Annotated in this window: 14 protein-coding genes; 6 read left to right on the top strand and 8 right to left on the bottom strand. The window is 59.3% G+C overall.

Going from position 1 to position 16,050, the window contains the following annotated elements; translation table 11 throughout:
- Positions 1-4: 4 nt before the first annotated feature.
- The 3 genes from VCA57_RS01120 to pcaC are packed head-to-tail and all read left to right on the top strand — an operon-like array spanning position 5 to position 2,597.
- Complete coding sequence (locus VCA57_RS01120; protein ID WP_411183111.1) at positions 5-1,357, top strand: 3-carboxy-cis,cis-muconate cycloisomerase; 1,353 nt, start codon at positions 5-7, stop codon at positions 1,355-1,357.
- Positions 1,358-1,368: 11 nt separating this feature from the next.
- The gene (gene pcaD / locus VCA57_RS01115; RefSeq protein WP_411183110.1) at positions 1,369-2,157 is read left to right on the top strand and encodes a 3-oxoadipate enol-lactonase; all 789 of its coding nucleotides are present in this window, start codon (positions 1,369-1,371) and stop codon (positions 2,155-2,157) included.
- Positions 2,158-2,201: 44 nt separating this feature from the next.
- Positions 2,202-2,597: a 4-carboxymuconolactone decarboxylase gene (pcaC, locus tag VCA57_RS01110; RefSeq protein ID WP_411183109.1), complete on the top strand. Its 396-nt coding sequence runs from the start codon at positions 2,202-2,204 to the stop codon at positions 2,595-2,597.
- Positions 2,598-2,694: 97 nt separating this feature from the next.
- Here the strand turns inward: pcaC and VCA57_RS01105 are convergent, their stop codons facing one another.
- On the bottom strand, positions 2,695-3,057 hold the full coding sequence (locus VCA57_RS01105; protein ID WP_411183108.1) for an MmcQ/YjbR family DNA-binding protein: 363 nt from the start codon (positions 3,055-3,057) through the stop codon (positions 2,695-2,697).
- Positions 3,050-3,328: a peptidylprolyl isomerase gene (locus VCA57_RS01100; protein WP_090253882.1), complete on the bottom strand. Its 279-nt coding sequence runs from the start codon at positions 3,326-3,328 to the stop codon at positions 3,050-3,052. The genes VCA57_RS01105 and VCA57_RS01100 overlap by 8 nt, the downstream gene beginning before the upstream one ends.
- Before the next feature lie 142 nt (positions 3,329-3,470).
- On the opposite strand from VCA57_RS01100, the gene VCA57_RS01095 reads away from it, so the two are divergent.
- Positions 3,471-4,685 (top strand): PilT/PilU family type 4a pilus ATPase, encoded by a 1,215-nt coding sequence (locus tag VCA57_RS01095; RefSeq protein WP_411183107.1) that lies wholly within the window; start codon positions 3,471-3,473, stop codon positions 4,683-4,685.
- Positions 4,686-4,809: 124 nt separating this feature from the next.
- On the opposite strand, the gene VCA57_RS01090 is transcribed toward VCA57_RS01095, so the two are convergent.
- From VCA57_RS01090 to VCA57_RS01065, 6 genes are all read right to left on the bottom strand, one after another.
- Positions 4,810-6,150, bottom strand: a complete 1,341-nt coding sequence (locus VCA57_RS01090; protein WP_411183106.1) for a short-chain fatty acid transporter — start codon at positions 6,148-6,150, stop codon at positions 4,810-4,812.
- A 219-nt stretch (positions 6,151-6,369) separates the two neighbouring features.
- Positions 6,370-7,275: a hydroxymethylglutaryl-CoA lyase gene (locus VCA57_RS01085; RefSeq protein ID WP_411183105.1), complete on the bottom strand. Its 906-nt coding sequence runs from the start codon at positions 7,273-7,275 to the stop codon at positions 6,370-6,372.
- 137 nt (positions 7,276-7,412) lie between these two features.
- Positions 7,413-9,380: an acetyl/propionyl/methylcrotonyl-CoA carboxylase subunit alpha gene (locus tag VCA57_RS01080; protein ID WP_411183104.1), complete on the bottom strand. Its 1,968-nt coding sequence runs from the start codon at positions 9,378-9,380 to the stop codon at positions 7,413-7,415.
- A complete protein-coding gene (locus tag VCA57_RS01075) occupies positions 9,377-10,177 on the bottom strand; it encodes a gamma-carboxygeranoyl-CoA hydratase (RefSeq protein WP_411183103.1) in 801 nt (266 codons plus the stop codon). Before VCA57_RS01075 ends, VCA57_RS01080 begins: the two co-directional genes overlap by 4 nt.
- A gap of 120 nt (positions 10,178-10,297) precedes the next feature.
- Positions 10,298-11,905, bottom strand: coding sequence for a carboxyl transferase domain-containing protein (locus VCA57_RS01070; protein ID WP_411183102.1), 1,608 nt, complete (start codon positions 11,903-11,905; stop codon positions 10,298-10,300).
- Between the two features lie 171 nt (positions 11,906-12,076).
- Positions 12,077-13,240, bottom strand: a complete 1,164-nt coding sequence (locus tag VCA57_RS01065) for an isovaleryl-CoA dehydrogenase (RefSeq protein ID WP_411183101.1) — start codon at positions 13,238-13,240, stop codon at positions 12,077-12,079.
- A gap of 164 nt (positions 13,241-13,404) precedes the next feature.
- Between VCA57_RS01065 and VCA57_RS01060 the strand changes: the two genes are divergently transcribed.
- Positions 13,405-15,087, top strand: coding sequence for an AMP-binding protein (locus VCA57_RS01060; RefSeq protein ID WP_411183100.1), 1,683 nt, complete (start codon positions 13,405-13,407; stop codon positions 15,085-15,087).
- 57 nt (positions 15,088-15,144) lie between these two features.
- On the top strand, positions 15,145-15,735 hold the full coding sequence (locus VCA57_RS01055; RefSeq protein ID WP_411183099.1) for a peroxidase-related enzyme: 591 nt from the start codon (positions 15,145-15,147) through the stop codon (positions 15,733-15,735).
- Positions 15,736-16,050 lie beyond the last annotated feature (315 nt).

Genomic DNA, 16,050 nt, shown 5'->3' with positions numbered 1-16,050 from the left:
CCTCTTGAGTAACCAACTCTTCGACGCCTATTTCACCCAGCCTGCCATGCGCACGATCTTTTCTGATCACGGCCGGGTGCAGGGCATGCTGGATTTCGAGGCCGCTTTGGCGCGAGCTGAGGCAAGCTGCGGGCTGATTCCGCAGGCGGCGGTGCAGCCTATTGGCACCGCCTGCCAGGCCGAGCGTTATGACTTTGCGGCGCTGGCTCAGGCCATCGTCACGGCTGGCAACTCGGCCATTCCGTTGGTCAAGGCGCTGGGCAAGCAGGTCGCTGCGCAAAGTACTGAGGCCGAGCGTTACGTGCACCTCGGCGCCACCAGCCAGGACGCCATGGATAGCGGTTTGATCCTGCAACTTCGTGCCGCTATCAACCTGCTTGAGGCCGACTTGACGCAGCTCGCGGCGGCTTTGGCCGTACAGGCTGAGCGCCATGCTGACACGCCGCTGGCCGGGCGTACCTGGCTGCAACACGCCACTCCGGTGACGTTGGGCATGAAGCTGGCCGGCGTGCTTGGTGCTATTACCCGCCATCGCCAGCGTCTGGCGCAGCTTAAACCGCGCTTGTTGGTGCTGCAGTTCGGTGGCGCTTCCGGCAGTTTGGCGGCATTGGGCGAGCAGGCTTGGCCGGTGAGTGAAGCTTTGGCTCGGGAGCTCGGCTTACTGTTGCCAGAGCAGCCTTGGCATACCCAACGTGACCGTTTGGTTGAGTTCGCCAGTTTGCTTGGGCTGATCGCTGGCAGCTTGGGAAAGTTCGGTCGCGACCTCAGCCTGTTGATGCAGACCGAGGCGGGTGAAGTCTTTGAACCGGCAGCGCCGGGGAAGGGCGGCTCTTCAACCATGCCGCATAAACGCAATCCGGTTAGCGCTGCTGTGCTGATCAGCGCGGCCACGCGTGCACCAGGCTTGGTCGCGACGATGTTCAGCGCCATGCCACAGGAGCACGAACGCAGTCTGGGTTTGTGGCATGCCGAATGGGAAACCCTGCCGGAGCTGTGCTGCCTGGTTTCCGGCGCGTTGCAGCAAGCGCTGTTGCTGGTGCCAGGCCTGGAAGTGGATGCCGCACGCATGCGCAGCAACCTTGAGCTGACACAGGGCTTGGTGCTGGCAGAGGCGGTAAGCATTGCCCTGGCTCAACGCATCGGCCGTGACGCCGCCCATCACCTACTTGAACAGTGCTGCAAACAGGCCGTGCGCGAAGGTGTGCACCTGCGCCAGGTGCTCGACGCTAATCCTGAGGTCAGCGCGCAGCTGTCTGCCGCCGAAATTGAGCAGTTGCTCGATCCGGCCTTGTACCTTGGCCAGGCTCGCCGCTGGGTCGAGCGGGCAGTGGCCGAACACCAGAATTTCTCGTATTAGGAGTGCTTTGCATGTCTGTCGTACAACTCGCCGATGGCGAACTTTATTACACCGTTGACGGCCCTGAAGACGCACCTGTGTTGGTGCTGTCTAACTCGCTGGGCACTGACCTGCATATGTGGGACGTGCAGATCCCAGCCTTCACGCAACACTTCCGTGTGTTGCGTTACGACACCCGCGGCCATGGCCGTTCGCTGGTGACTGATGGCAGTTACAGCATTGAGCAGAACGGCCGCGACGTGCTGGCACTGCTGGATGCACTGCATATCGAGCGCGCGTCGTTCTGTGGTTTGTCGATGGGCGGATTGATCGGTCAGTGGCTGGCACTCAATGCGCCGCAACGCATTAGGCGTCTAGTGCTGTGCAACACGGCGGCAAAGATAGCCAGCGACGACGTGTGGAACCCACGCATCGAAACGGTGCTGCGCGATGGCCCAGCGGCCATGCTGGCACTACGCGACGCTTCAGTCGCTCGCTGGTTCACGGCGGAGTTCGCGGCGGCTGAGCCGGCTAAGGTCGAGCCCGTGGTCGGCATGTTGGCCGCCACCTCACCACAAGGCTACGCGGCCAATTGTGCAGCGGTACGTGATGCGGATTTCCGTGAGCAAGTTGCCAACATCAAGCTGCCAACCTTGATCGTGTGCGGCACGGCTGATGTGGTGACGACGCCCGAGCATGGCCGCTTTATGCAGGAGCGCATCCGTGGGGCCGAACTGGTCGAGTTGCATGCCGCGCACCTGTCTAGCGTCGAAGCTGCCGAGTTGTTTACCCAGCACGTAATGGATTTTCTGCGCGCCTGAGCCTACTTAGTTGCGCGCAGCACACTGATTAAATGGAGCCAGAAATGGACGAGAAACAACGCTACGAAGCCGGTATGCAAGTACGCCGCGCCGTGCTCGGTGATGCACATGTCGAGCGCAGCCTCGAGAAGCTGACGCCGTTTAACGAAGAGTTCCAGGAGATGATCACCCGGCATGCCTGGGGCGATATCTGGACCCGTCCCGGCCTGCCACGCCATACCCGCAGCCTGATCACTATCGCCATGCTGATCGGAATGAATCGCGAAGGTGAGTTGCGCCTGCATCTCAAGGCAGCAAAGAACAATGGCGTAACGCGCGATGAGATCAAGGAAGTGCTGATGCAGAGCGCAATTTATTGCGGCATCCCGGCAGCCAACGCCACTTTCCACCTGGCCGAGGAAGTGTGGGACGAGATGGGCGTGGAATCGTTGCAAGACTAATCGCCAACGGCGGGGAGCGCTGGCTAACACTGGCCAGCGATCACCTCGTCCAATCCCTCGGACCTACGACAACGCCTGAAAGGCCGATGCCGTGCACCTACAACAGCAAGCCGAGCTTCAAGCGTTTGGGCAGTTTAGCCACTACCAACTGATGGGAGCGCGTCAGCCGTTCTTGTAGCTCGCTGTCACTTAGCGGGTAGGGCGCACTCATGCTGACCCAGCGGGCACGGGCCAGATAAGGGGCAGGGCGAATGCCCGGCCGGTCGCAGAAACCGAGAAACAGATCATCGTCGACCTTAAAGGCCAGGCCATCGCGGCTGTCCAGGTGAAATAAGGCGAACATCTTGCTTTGTGCCACCGAGAATACCCGTACGCCGCCCCATTTGATGTCTTCACGGGCACCCGGCAGGCTTAGGCAGAAGGCGGCGATTTGCTCGACGCTCATACGTGACTCACTCACGGTAAAAGACCTGCACCAAGTGGTAGCCAAACTGGCTTTTCACCGGGCCATGTACCTCGCGCACTGGCTTTTTGAAGATCACCTGATCAATCGCGCGCACCATCTGCCCCGGCCGCACCTCGCCGAGGTCGCCGCCTTTTTTGCCGGAAGGGCAGGTCGAATATTTACGCGCCAGCACATCGAAGGCTTCGCCAGCAGCGATGCGTTTTTTCAGCGCAGCGGCTTCTGCTTCGGTTTTTACCAAAATGTGGCGGGCCATTGCCTTTGCCATGAACGGGTCCTCGCTATCAATTGGCATATTGTGCCAGTATTTTCAGCCGCTTAGCGCCTAAGCCAGGCAGGCTCCGATTTTCCCGGGAGCGCTGCGCCAAATTGGCCTAACGTAATACATCCACCTCACGGAATCGCGCGTTATGGACCTCAATGCCATGCTGAAAATCCTGTCCAGCCAGGACGGGTCCGATCTTTATCTGTCCACCGGAGCACCGCCCTGCGCCAAGTTCAATGGCGTGCTCAAAGCGCTCAGTGCCGAGCCGCTGAAGGCGGGTGAGGTGGCGCAGATCGCTGATTCGGTGATGGACATTGCCCAGCGTGAGGAGTTTGAGCGTGAGCTGGAGATGAACCTGGCAATCTCCATTGCGGGCGTCGGGCGTTTTCGTATCAATATCTTCAAGCAGCGCAATGAAGTGTCGATTGTCGCGCGCAATATCAAGCTGGACATTCCCAAGTTCGAAGACCTCAAGCTACCGCCAGTGCTGCTGAAAACTGTGATGGAAAAACGCGGCCTGGTGTTGTTTGTGGGCGGCACCGGTTCTGGTAAGTCGACCTCGCTGGCGGCGCTGATCGACTACCGCAATCGCAACAGCGGCGGGCATATCATCACCATCGAAGACCCGGTCGAGTATGTCCACAAACACAAGAAGTCGATCATCAACCAGCGTGAGGTCGGGGTCGATACGCGTAGCTTCCATGCCGCCTTGAAAAACACCTTGCGTCAGGCCCCGGACGTGATCCTGATCGGCGAAATCCGTGATCGCGAGACCATGGAGCATGCCCTGGCCTTTGCCGACACGGGCCACCTGGCCATCTCCACCTTGCACGCCAATAACGCCAACCAGGCGCTGGACCGCATCATCAACTTCTTCCCAGAAGACCGCCGGCCGCAATTGCTCAACGACCTGGGCAACAACCTCAAAGCCTTTGTTTCTCAACGTTTGGTAAAAACCGTCGATGGCAAGCGGCGCGCCGCTGTTGAAGTGCTGCTCGGTACGCCGACCATTCGTGATCTGATCAAGCGCAACGAGTTTTCCGAAATCAAGGAGATCATGGAGAAGTCGAAAAACCTCGGTATGCAGACCTTTGACCAGGCGTTGATTGACTTGGTCAACGACGGTTCAATCGACGAAGAAGAGGCAGTAAAAAACGCCGACTCGGCGAACAACGTGCGTCTTAAACTCAAGCTGTACCGCGAAACTCCGGCCGCACCTGCGTCAAGCCCGGCCGCTCAGCCTGCTGTCCAGGCCAAGCCAGTGCCGGTTGCTCCGGCTGCAGATTGGGGGCTTGAGTTGAAGCTAGAAGATATTGAACAGGACGCGCCGCCAGAAGACCCAGGCCGGCAAGGCATTTAGCCCGCCTGGGCTAGTCTTTGCCCTTGTTTGCAATGCGATCAGCTACTGCAAGCGTTGAAAGGTGCTGCTCTCAACCGGGTCAGGCGGCGTGGCGGCCTGACCCGGTTATAGCGTTGCCAGCGGCTTAGCCGAAGAAGTACAAGCAGCCTGAGATCACAATCCCCGAGTACACCAACATCAATAAGCAATAGCCCATGATGTCGCGTGCACCCAGCCCAGCGATGCCGAGTAGCGGCAAGGCCCAGAACGGCTGGATCATGTTGGTCCAGGCATCGCCCCAGGCAATGGCCATTGCGGTTACTGCAGGAGCCACCCCGAGTGCTTGACCGGCAGGCAGCATGATTGGGCCTTGCACCGCCCACTGGCCACCACCGGACGGTACGAAGACGTTGACCAAGCCGGCGCTAAGGAATGCCAACACCGGGAAGGTGTCAGCGTTAGACCAGGCAACAAAAGCGTCAGTCATCTGTTTGCCAAGTGACAGACCGTCAGCATTGGCGCCCACCATCATGCCCATGATGCCGGCATAGAACGGAAACTGAATGACGATGCCGCTGATCCCACCAATACCTTCCTGTACTGCGCGCATGTAGCGTTCAGGGGAACCATGCAGGAACAAACCAATAAACAAGAACAGGCCGATAACGATGTTCAGGCTCAGGGCAAAGCCATTGCTGGCGAAGTAGTAAGCGAAGTAAACCGCGGCCAGTGCGACGATGATCAGGTTAAGAATGCGGCTGTCATCCATGCGCTGGGCCAAGGTTTCGCGCGGCAAGTCTTGGTTTTCGGCGTCTACTAGTAAACGTGGGTCCGCTACTTTCGGCTGGCTCGGGTGCATGGCACGGTTTAGCAGCGGCAGGCCGATAACCAACAGCGCAATGATGGTCAGGTTCATCGGGGTGAAGAGGGTGTCGCCAACGCCAATCGCCGAGGTGACAACGCCACCGGTCATGCGTGCCACATCTGTGCCGCCGGTAGCCAAAGACAGCGGAATTGAGCCAGACAGGCCGCCGTGCCAAATCAGGAAGCCTGAGTAAGCCGAAGCGACCAGTAGCGGGTAATCAACCCCTTTAACTTCTCGCGCCAGGGCACGGGCGAACACGGCACCGATGACCAGACCAAAGCCCCAGTTGATCCACGCACCGGCCAATGCCACCAAGGTCACCAACACAATCGCCTGGCCCGGTGATTTGGCTACGCGGGCCAAACTGGCCAGCAGACGATTGACCAGCGGAGCGCTGGCCAGGGCATGACCAGTCACTAGAATCAGCGCCATTTGCATGGCAAAGGTCAGCAAGTTCCAGAAGCCACTACCCCAGTGCTGGGCCATTTGCGGCAGACCCTGGCCGGTACTGAGCATACTGGCAACCAGTACGATCAAACTCAGCAGAATGGCAAAGACAAACGGAGAGGGTAGGTAACGCTGCACGAGCTTTACGCTCAAGGCGGTTATTGATGAGAACATGGTCGATCCTATGTTGTTTTTATGACTGCAGCGCCGATGAGCATCGCCATTGCAGTGGGTTTAACCGGTGCCGTTGAGTGTCGCCGAATCAAGCTCGTGAGGCTATACGCTTGCTGTCTAAATCAGGCTTCTTGCGCCGCCGTACAGCGTTAGAGCTGCGCCGCTAAGCTGTGCACTGCCCACCCGGATCGGCGCATTGGCTAGATAAACGTTAAACCGTCAGTTCGTGGCTGCGAGCAGTGCACTGGCGGCGCGTGAGCCATTGGCTTTACCCAGTACCGTGCAAATGCGTTGGCCCGCCGCCGCGAGTTTATTCAGGTCTACGCCGGTCTCAATGCCTAGCCCGTTGAGCAGATAGAGCACATCTTCCGTAGCGATATTGCCAGTCGCGCCTTTGGCATACGGGCAGCCGCCCAAACCTGCCACTGAGCTATCGAACACGCTGATGCCTTCAAGCAGGCTTGCGTAGATATTGCTCAGGCCTTGGCCGTAGGTGTCGTGAAAATGCCCGGCCAGTTTGTCGCGCGGCACCACCCGGGCAACGCTTTCCAGCAGGCGGCGGGTTGCGCCAGCGGTGCCTTTGCCGATGGTGTCGCCAAGTGACACTTCATAGCAGCCCATATCAAACAGGGCTTGGCTAACCCAGGCGACTTGCTCAGGCGCTATCTCACCCTCGTACGGACAGCCGAGTACGCACGACACATAACCACGCACGCGAATACCGTGCTGCTTGGCCGCCTGCATGACGGGTTCAAAGCGCTCCAGGCTGTCCTTGATCGAACAGTTGATGTTTTTCTGTGAGAACGCCTCGGAGGCGGCGGCAAATACCGCCACCTCTTTAACCCCAGCGGCGATTGCACCTTCTAAACCACGCAGGTTCGGCGTCAGAGCTGCATAGGTAACGCCCGCTCGCTGTTTGATCTGGGCAAATACCGTTTCGCTGCCTGCCATCTGCGGCACCCACTTGGCTGAGACGAAACTGCCGACCTCAATGTAGCCAAGCCCGGCATCAGTCAGGTCATCTACTAGACGCACTTTGTCGGCCACACTGATCGGCTGTTTCTCGTTCTGCAAACCGTCGCGGGGGCCGACTTCGACCAGGCGCACTTGCTTGGGTAGGTTCATCGTTACCTCGCTGTTTATATCGATGGGTATCGCGCACAGATTGCGTTACCTGGCCACATTACGTTGTAGGAGGCACTTTAGCGGCGAGCCTTTCTCGCTTCAGCCGCCGCTTATCCACCTCCCACGGCGCGCTCACCCTATGCGTTGCTTTCCTCGAGTTCGACCAGCACGGTACCTTCGCTGACCATCTCACCTTCAGCGCAAAACAAGGCTTTCACCGTGCCCGCTTGAGGCGCGCGGATGCTGTGCTCCATCTTCATCGCCTCAAGCACGACCAGCGCAGTGCCAGCTTCAACGTGGCTACCAGGCTCAACCAAAACCCGCACGATGCTGCCATTCATCGGTGCGGTCAGGCCGCCTTGCTGGCCATGGCTACGTTGCGCGGCGGCAATGGGGTCGAACATGTCGACCTTGTGCAGCTCGCCTGTCCACTCAATAAATAGGCTGTGCCCGCGCCGAATAACCAGGTGCGCGGTGCGTAAACCGTCACGCTCAACCCACATTTTCTCGCCGCGCAAGGTCAGCAGTGACGGCGCACTCGTGCGTAGTTGCACGCGCTGCTGCTGATCGCCGGTAACCAGTTGCAGATCAATCTCGTTGGCGAGTCCGGCGCGCCATCCTGAGCTCTGCGCCCAGGGTGAATAGCGGTCTTGCTCGTTCGTGGATGGTGACTGGCTTTGTACAAAGGCTTCAGCGGCGAGTTGCCAGAATGCTTCGGGCAACTCGCTTGGCGCAGGTAACAGCACATCCTGATAGCGAGGAATAAACCCGGTATCCAGCTCCGCTGCAGCAAATGCCGGGTGCGCAAGGACGCGCTGCAAGAAGGCCAGATTGGTCCGTACCCCCGCCACATAAGTGTCTTTAAGCATGGCCAGTAAGCGCAGGCGCGCTTCTTCACGGTTTGCGCCCCAGGCGATTAACTTGCCGAGCATTGGATCGTAAAACGGTGATACTTCATCACCTTCCGCCACACCCGAATCAATGCGCCGACCTTCGCCAGCCTGTGCTTGGCGATAAACGCTCAGGTGCCCGGTGGAGGGCAGGAAGTCGTTGGCCGGGTCTTCCGCATAGAGGCGCACTTCAATCGCGTGGCCGTTCAGGGGCACTTGCTCCTGAGTCATCGGCAGAGGTTCGCCGCGTGCCACGCGAATTTGCCAGGCAACGAGATCAAGGCCGGTAATCGCCTCCGTCACCGGATGCTCGACCTGCAGGCGGGTGTTCATCTCCATAAAGAAGAACTCGCCGCGTGCATCGAGCAAGAACTCAACGGTGCCTGCACCGACATAACCAATGGCTTGCGCTGCGGTAACGGCGGCTTCGCCCATGGCTTTACGCTGCGCTACCGACAGGCCAGGGGCTGGCGCTTCTTCTACAACCTTTTGGTGACGGCGCTGAATCGAGCAATCGCGCTCATTGAGGTACAGGCAGTTGCCATGCTGGTCGGCGAATACCTGGATTTCAACGTGGCGGGGCTTGAGTACATATTTCTCCACCAGCATGCGCGAGTCGCCGAAGGATGACTGCGCTTCACGCTGCGCAGAGGCCAACGCTTCAGCCAGCTCAGACTCTTGCTCAACCACCTTCATGCCTTTGCCGCCACCGCCGGCAGTGGCCTTGAGCAGCACCGGGTAACCAATGCGTGCGGCAGCCTCACGGAAGGTTTGCGCATCCTGGGCCTCGCCGTGGTAGCCGGGCACAAGTGGCACACCGGCTTGTTCCATCAATGCTTTAGCCGCTGACTTACTGCCCATGGCATCAATGGCTGAGGCTGGCGGGCCGAGGAAGATCAGGCCAGCTGCTTCGATGGCGCGAGCAAACGCGGCGTTCTCTGAAAGAAAGCCGTAGCCGGGATGAATTGCTTGTGCGTCGCTGGCTTTGGCTGCATCGATAATCGCCTCGATACGCAAATAGCTGTCTGCCGGCTTAGCCCCGCCCAAATCCACCGCCACATCGGCTTCGCGGACGTGACGCGCCTGGCGGTCAATGGCGCTGTGCACGGCGACACTGCGGATACCCAGCTGCTTGGCAGTGTGCATGACGCGACAGGCGATTTCGCCACGGTTGGCGACGAGCAGGGTGTCGATGGTTTTGAATTTCTGGCTCATGCTTTTGGCTCCTGCCAGGCGGGTGTGCGTTTTTCGAGAAACGCCTTGAGGCCTTCTTGCCCCTCAGCGCTGACACGGATGCGGGCGATGGCGTTCTCGGTGTAGCGGCGCAAGGCTGGCGTCAGTACGCCGCTGCCGACTTCGCGCAGCAGATCCTTGCTGGCCTGCATGGCTTGCGGACTGTTGAGCAGCAGGTTATTGATCCAGCTGTCGACCTGAGTCTCCAGTTCAGCTGCTGGATAGCACTCGGCAAATAGCCCTAGTGCATGGGCGCGCTCACCGCTAAAACGCTCGGCCGTCAGGGCGTAGCGGCGTGCTGCGCGCTCGCCAATGGCCTGCACAACAAAGGGGCTGATGACCGCTGGAGCCAAGCCGATGCGCACTTCCGACAGACACAACTGGGCATCACTGGCACCGATGGCCATGTCGCAGCAACTGATCAGGCCCAGCGCGCCACCGAAGGCCGCGCCTTGCACCACGGCCAGGGTCGGGATCTTCAACTGGTATAGGTTGTGCATCAGTTCGGCCAACTCGCGCGAGTCGGCCAGGTTGGCGTTGTAGTCCAGCGTCGCCGCATGTTGCATCCAGGCCAGATCGGCACCGGCAGAAAAGTGCTTGCCACGGCCGCGCAGCAGCAGAAAACGCAGGGTTTTGTCGGCCATCACCGCATCGAGGGCGAGAATCAGCTCGCGGATCATCTCGGCGTTAAAGGCGTTGTTCTTGTCCGCGCGGTTGAGCCAGAGCGTGGCAAAACCGCGTGGGTCTGTTTCCAACTGGATGGTGGTGAAATCGGTCATGGTGTCAGGCTCAAAGATTGTCCGGTTTTTGTGGGAGGGGCCGGGCAGCGATCCGCTTTAGCCGCGAAGTTTTCACGAGCATCGCGGCTAAAGCGGAATGCCGCCCAGCCCTCCCACGGATTACATTCTGAACACGCCAAAAGTGCTCGGCTCGGTCGGCGCATTGAGGCTGGCAGACAACGCCAGGCCCAGAATCTCGCGGGTTTGCGCGGGGTCGATGACGCCGTCGTCCCACAGTCGGGCGCTGGAGTAATACGGGTGGCCCTGACGTTCATACTGTTCGAGGATCGGTTGTTTGAGCGCCGCTTCATCCTCGGCGGAGAAACGTTGCCCAGCGCGGGCTGCCTGCTCGTGCTTGACCTGCACCAGCACGCCGGCAGCCTGTTCGGCACCCATCACACCAATCCGTGCGTTTGGCCACATCCATAGGAAGCGTGGGTCGTAAGCGCGGCCGCACATACCGTAATTACCCGCGCCGAAGCTGCCGCCGATGATCACGGTAAACTTTGGCACCTTGGCGCAGGCGACCGCGTTAACCAGCTTGGCCCCATGCTTGGCGATACCACCGGCTTCGTATTTCTGGCCGACCATAAAACCGGTGATGTTCTGCAAAAACACCAGCGGAATGCCACGTTGGCAGGCCAGTTCAATAAAGTGCGCGCCTTTCTGCGCCGACTCAGCGAACAAAATCCCATTATTGGCGAGAATCGCCACCGGATAGCCGTGGATGTGTGCAAACCCGCAAACCAGAGTCGCGCCAAACAGCGCCTTGAATTCATCGAACACGCTGCCATCGACAGTGCGGGCGATCACTTCGCGCACATCGAATGGTTGCTTGGCGTCCGCTGGAATTACCCCGTACAACTCCTCAGTGCTGTACAGCGGGTTGACCGGCGCACGGTTGTTCAGCACGCCGAGCTTGCGCCAGTTGAGGTTGGCGATTGCACGTCGCGCCAGAGCCAGGGCGTGTTCATCGTCGTCAGCATAATGGTCGGCAACACCGCTGGTTTTGCAGTGCACATCGGCACCGCCCAAGTCTTCGGCACTGACCACTTCACCCGTGGCGGCCTTCACCAGCGGCGGGCCGGCGAGGAAGATGGTCGCCTGGTTACGCACCATGATGGCTTCATCCGCCATGGCCGGCACATACGCGCCGCCAGCGGTGCAGGAGCCCATGACCACGGCGATCTGCGGGATGCCCATGGCACTCATATTGGCTTGGTTGAAGAAGATCCGGCCGAAGTGCTCGCGGTCCGGGAACACCTCATCCTGACGCGGCAGGTTGGCACCGCCGGAGTCCACCAAATAGATACATGGCAAGCGGTTCTGCTGAGCGATGGTCTGTGCGCGCAAATGCTTTTTCACGGTTAACGGGTAATAGCTACCGCCTTTAACCGTTGCATCGTTAGCCACGATCATGCACTCGACGCCTTCGACCCGGCCGATACCCGCTACAACACCGGCGGCGGGCACATCTTCGCCATAGACCTCATAAGCGGCCAGTTGGCTGATTTCCAGGAAGGGCGAGCCGATATCCAGCAAGCGATTGATGCGTTCACGCGGCAGTAGCTTGCCGCGCGAGGTGTGGCGCTCCTGAGCCTTAGCTCCGCCGCCTTGATGAACGCGAGCGAGCAGGGCGCGCAGGTCGTTTACCTGGGTAAGCATCGCGGCGCTGTTGGCGGCGAACTCCGCTGAACGGGTATTGATTTGGGTGTGCAGGATGGCCATTCGGCTCACTCCATTGGTAGCCCGGCTGTAATCCGGGGCATCACTGTGTTTCCCGGATTGCATCCGGGCTACGGATTAGGGTCGTAGGATGGGTTGAGCCTGCGATACCCATCGCAAGCATCGGCATGGGGATTGCTCTGCTCAACCCATCCTACGTTCTACATATCTGGCTTACTTGGTTTCGTTGAACAGCTCGCGACCGATCAGCATGCGGCGGATTTCGCTGGTGCCCGCGCCGATCTCGTAGAGCTTGGCGTCGCGCAGCAGGCGGCCGGTGGGGTATTCGTTGATATAGCCGTTGCCGCCGAGAATCTGGATCGCGTCCAGGGCCATTTGCGTGGCGCGTTCGGCGGTGTAGAGGATGACCCCGGCGGCGTCTTTGCGCGTGGTCTCGCCACGGTCGCAGGCCTGAGCCACTGCATACAGGTAGGCGCGGCTGGCGTTGAGCTGGGTATACATATCGGCGACCTTGCCCTGGATCAACTGGAACTCGCCGATGCTCTGGCCGAACTGCTTGCGGTCGTGGATATACGGCACGATGACGTCCATACAGGCTTGCATGATCCCGGTCGGGCCGCCAGACAGCACCACGCGTTCGTAATCCAGGCCGCTCATCAGAACGCGCACACCGCCATTGAGCTGGCCGAGGACGTTTTCTTCCGGCACTTCGACATTGTCAAAGAACAGTTCGCAGGTGTTGGAACCACGCATACCGAGCTTGTCGAACTTGCTGCCCCGGCTGAAGCCCTTCCAGTCGCGCTCGACGATAAAGGCGCTGATGCCGTGCGCGCCTTTATCCAGGTCGGTCTTTGCGTAGATCACATAAGTGTTGGCGTCTGGACCATTGGTGATCCAGGTCTTGCTGCCGTTGAGCACATAGCGGTCGCCTTGCTTGTCGGCGCGCAGCTTCATGCTAACCACGTCGGAACCGGCGTTCGGCTCGCTCATCGCCAGGGCGCCGATATGCTCGCCGGAGACCAGTTTGGGCAGGTACTTGGCCTTCTGTTCAGCCGTACCGTTGCGCTTGATCTGGTTGACGCACAGGTTGGAGTGCGCGCCGTAGGAGAGGGCGACCGAGGCCGAACCACGGCTGATTTCTTCCATGGCAATCACGTGGGCCAGGTAACCCAGGCCAGAGCCACCGTACTCTTCCTCAACGGTGATACCGAGCAGGCCCATATCGCCGAACTTTTTCCACATGTCGGCCGGGAACTGATTGTCGCTGTCGATGGCCGCCGCGCGCGGTGCCAATTCCGCGGCGACGAAGGCCTGGATCTGGTCACGCAACATGTCGATGGTTTCGCCGTGGGCAAAGTTGAGGGATGGGTAGCTCATGGGGTCACCTTGATTGTCATTATTGGCTAGGCAATTGGTATTGGTTGTCAGGCTTCTGTTCTTTACGTTAACGTAAAGGTGACTTTGCTGGCTGTCAACTCTCATCGCAGAGTGATGAGCGTGCATTGAGCCCCCAGAACAAGCACAAAAAATTGAGGGATACCATGACTTCACCCAGTTATACCTGTGGCCCGCAGGACAAGCCCTTGCTGGCCATGACCATAGGTGCAGCGTTCGACCAGACAGTGGCGCGTTTCACTGAGCGTGAAGCGCTCGTCGTACGCCATCAACAGCTACGTTATAGCTGGGGTGAGCTGGGGGCGGCGGTGGACCGCTGTGCCCGTGCTCTACTGGCCATTGGTATGCAACCCGGCGAGCGCCTCGGCATCTGGGCACCAAATTGTGCTGAGTGGTGTATCGCTCAGTTCGCCAGCGCCAAGGTTGGCGTGGTGCTGGTCAATATCAATCCTGCCTACCGGCTTAGCGAACTTGAATACGCGCTCAAGCATTCCGGTTGCCGTTGGCTGATCTGCGCCGACTCGTTTAAAACCAGCGACTACCACGCGATGCTCGGTGAACTGTTGCCCGAACTGGCTGGCTGCACCGTTGGTGCGCTGCAAAGCCAACTGCTGCCTGAGCTGCGCGGGGTCATCAGCCTTGGCCAGCAGCCAGCTGCCGGCATGTTCGGCTGGTCGGCATTTTTGGCGCGCAATGATGCGATCACCCCAGAGCAGTTGCGCAGCTGCAGCGACCAATTGCAGTTCGATGATCCGATCAACATCCAGTACACCTCGGGCACCACTGGCTTCCCGAAGGGTGCGACCCTCAGTCACTACAACATCCTCAATAACGGCTACATGGTCGGCGAGAGCCTGGGCTTGACCGAGCATGATCGCTTGGTGATCCCTGTGCCGCTCTACCACTGCTTCGGCATGGTCATGGGTAACCTCGGTTGTCTAACCCACGGCAGCACGATGATCTACCCGGGCGCAGCCTTTGAGCCGCTGGCAACCCTGCAGACGGTGGCCGAGGAACGGGCCACGGTGCTCTATGGCGTGCCGACCATGTTCATCGCCGAGCTTGATCTGCCGGAGCGTGCCGGGCTGGATCTGTCCAGCCTGCGCAGCGGGATCATGGCTGGCTCCACTTGCCCGATCGAAGTAATGAAGCGGGTGATCGGCGAGATGCACATGGCAGAGGTGCAGATCGCCTATGGCATGACCGAGACCAGCCCGGTGTCTACTCAGACCGCTGCCGATGATGATCTGCAATGCCGGGTCAGTAGTGTCGGCCGCACCCAGCCGCATCTGGAGAGCAAGGTGATCGACGAGCAGGGGCGCATCGTCCCGCGCGGGCAGGTCGGCGAGCTGTGCACCCGTGGTTACAGCGTGATGCTCGGCTATTGGAACAACCCCACGGCTACCGCCGAAGCCCTCGATCAGGCGCGCTGGATGCACACTGGCGATCTGGCGGTGATGGACGAATTGGGCTATCTGAGCATCGTCGGGCGTAACAAAGACATGATCATCCGTGGTGGCGAAAACGTTTATCCACGCGAGATTGAGGAGTTCCTGTTCAACCACGCGGCAGTTGCCGACGTGCAGGTGGTGGGCATTCCTGATGATAAGTACGGCGAGGAGATCGTTGCCTGGGTCAAGTGTCACCCGGGTCACAACGTGGCAGCGCAAGAGTTGAGCGAGTTTTGCAAGGGCCGAATCGCGCATTTCAAGGTGCCGCGCCACTTTCTCTTGGTCGACGAGTTCCCAATGACGGTTACCGGCAAAGTGCAGAAATTCCGTATGCGCGAGCTCAGCATTGAGCAACTGGCACTCACCGGCAAATCCTAGATTTTGGCATCTGCGGCACCGCTAACTCGGGTGCCGCTTCAGGTCATGGAGAATTCGATGTCCCCGCAACTCAGTCGCTTTGCGTTTCCCGAAAACCTCGAACAATTACCCGACGACCTGCGCCAGCGAATACTCGCGGTGCAGGAGAAGGCTGGCTTCGTGCCCCATGTATTCCTCATGCTGGCCCATCGTCCGGACGAGTTTCGCGCCTTCTTCGCCTACCACGACGCCCTGATGGATCGCGAGTCCGATAGCCTGACGCCGACAGAGAAGGAGATGATCGTGGTCGCTACCAGTGCTCGTCACGGCTGTCTGTACTGCGTGGTGGCGCATGGCGCAGTGTTGCGCATCTACAGCAAGGATCCGCTACTTGCCGATCAGGTGGCGGTCAACCATCGCACCGCGCCGATTAGCGAGCGCCAGCGCCTGATGCTCGACTTTGCTTTCTACGTCGGTCTCGAAGGGGGAGGTCTAGATGGCGATTGGCAGGCACGCTTGCAAGCCGTCGGCTTCAGCCTCGACGATATCTGGGACATTGGCGCTATCACCGCCTTCTTCAGCCTGTCCAATCGCCTTGTGTCGTTGGCGGGTACGCCACCCAACGCCGAGTTTTACCTGATGGGCCGTGTGCCCAGGGTAAAACAGTGACATAACACCTATAGCTGCAACCAGGCTCCCGGCCATCGTGGAGAGCTGAGCATAATTTCGGTGTCTTTACATTGCGTTTTAAGGGCGTGGGCTGGGCTGTGCTCAGCATGGCGGTAGTTCATGTTGATAGTGTATTTATGCATAACGCATCTGATTATTTGCTCATTATTATTTTATAAATGCCTGCCTATACTCGACTCAAGCTGGTTTTAGAGACGGCGACCAGCCAATAGCAGCATTTCTAGGGTGAATACTTATATCTCGATTGGATAAAGACTCATAAGTCGAGATTAGACCTTGGTCGAGTGTTGTCGT

Source organism: Pseudomonas sp., from assembly GCF_046581935.1.
In the GTDB taxonomy this organism is placed as follows: Bacteria; Pseudomonadota; Gammaproteobacteria; order Pseudomonadales; family Pseudomonadaceae; genus Aquipseudomonas.
This window is presented reverse-complemented; position numbering and strand designations above follow the sequence as displayed.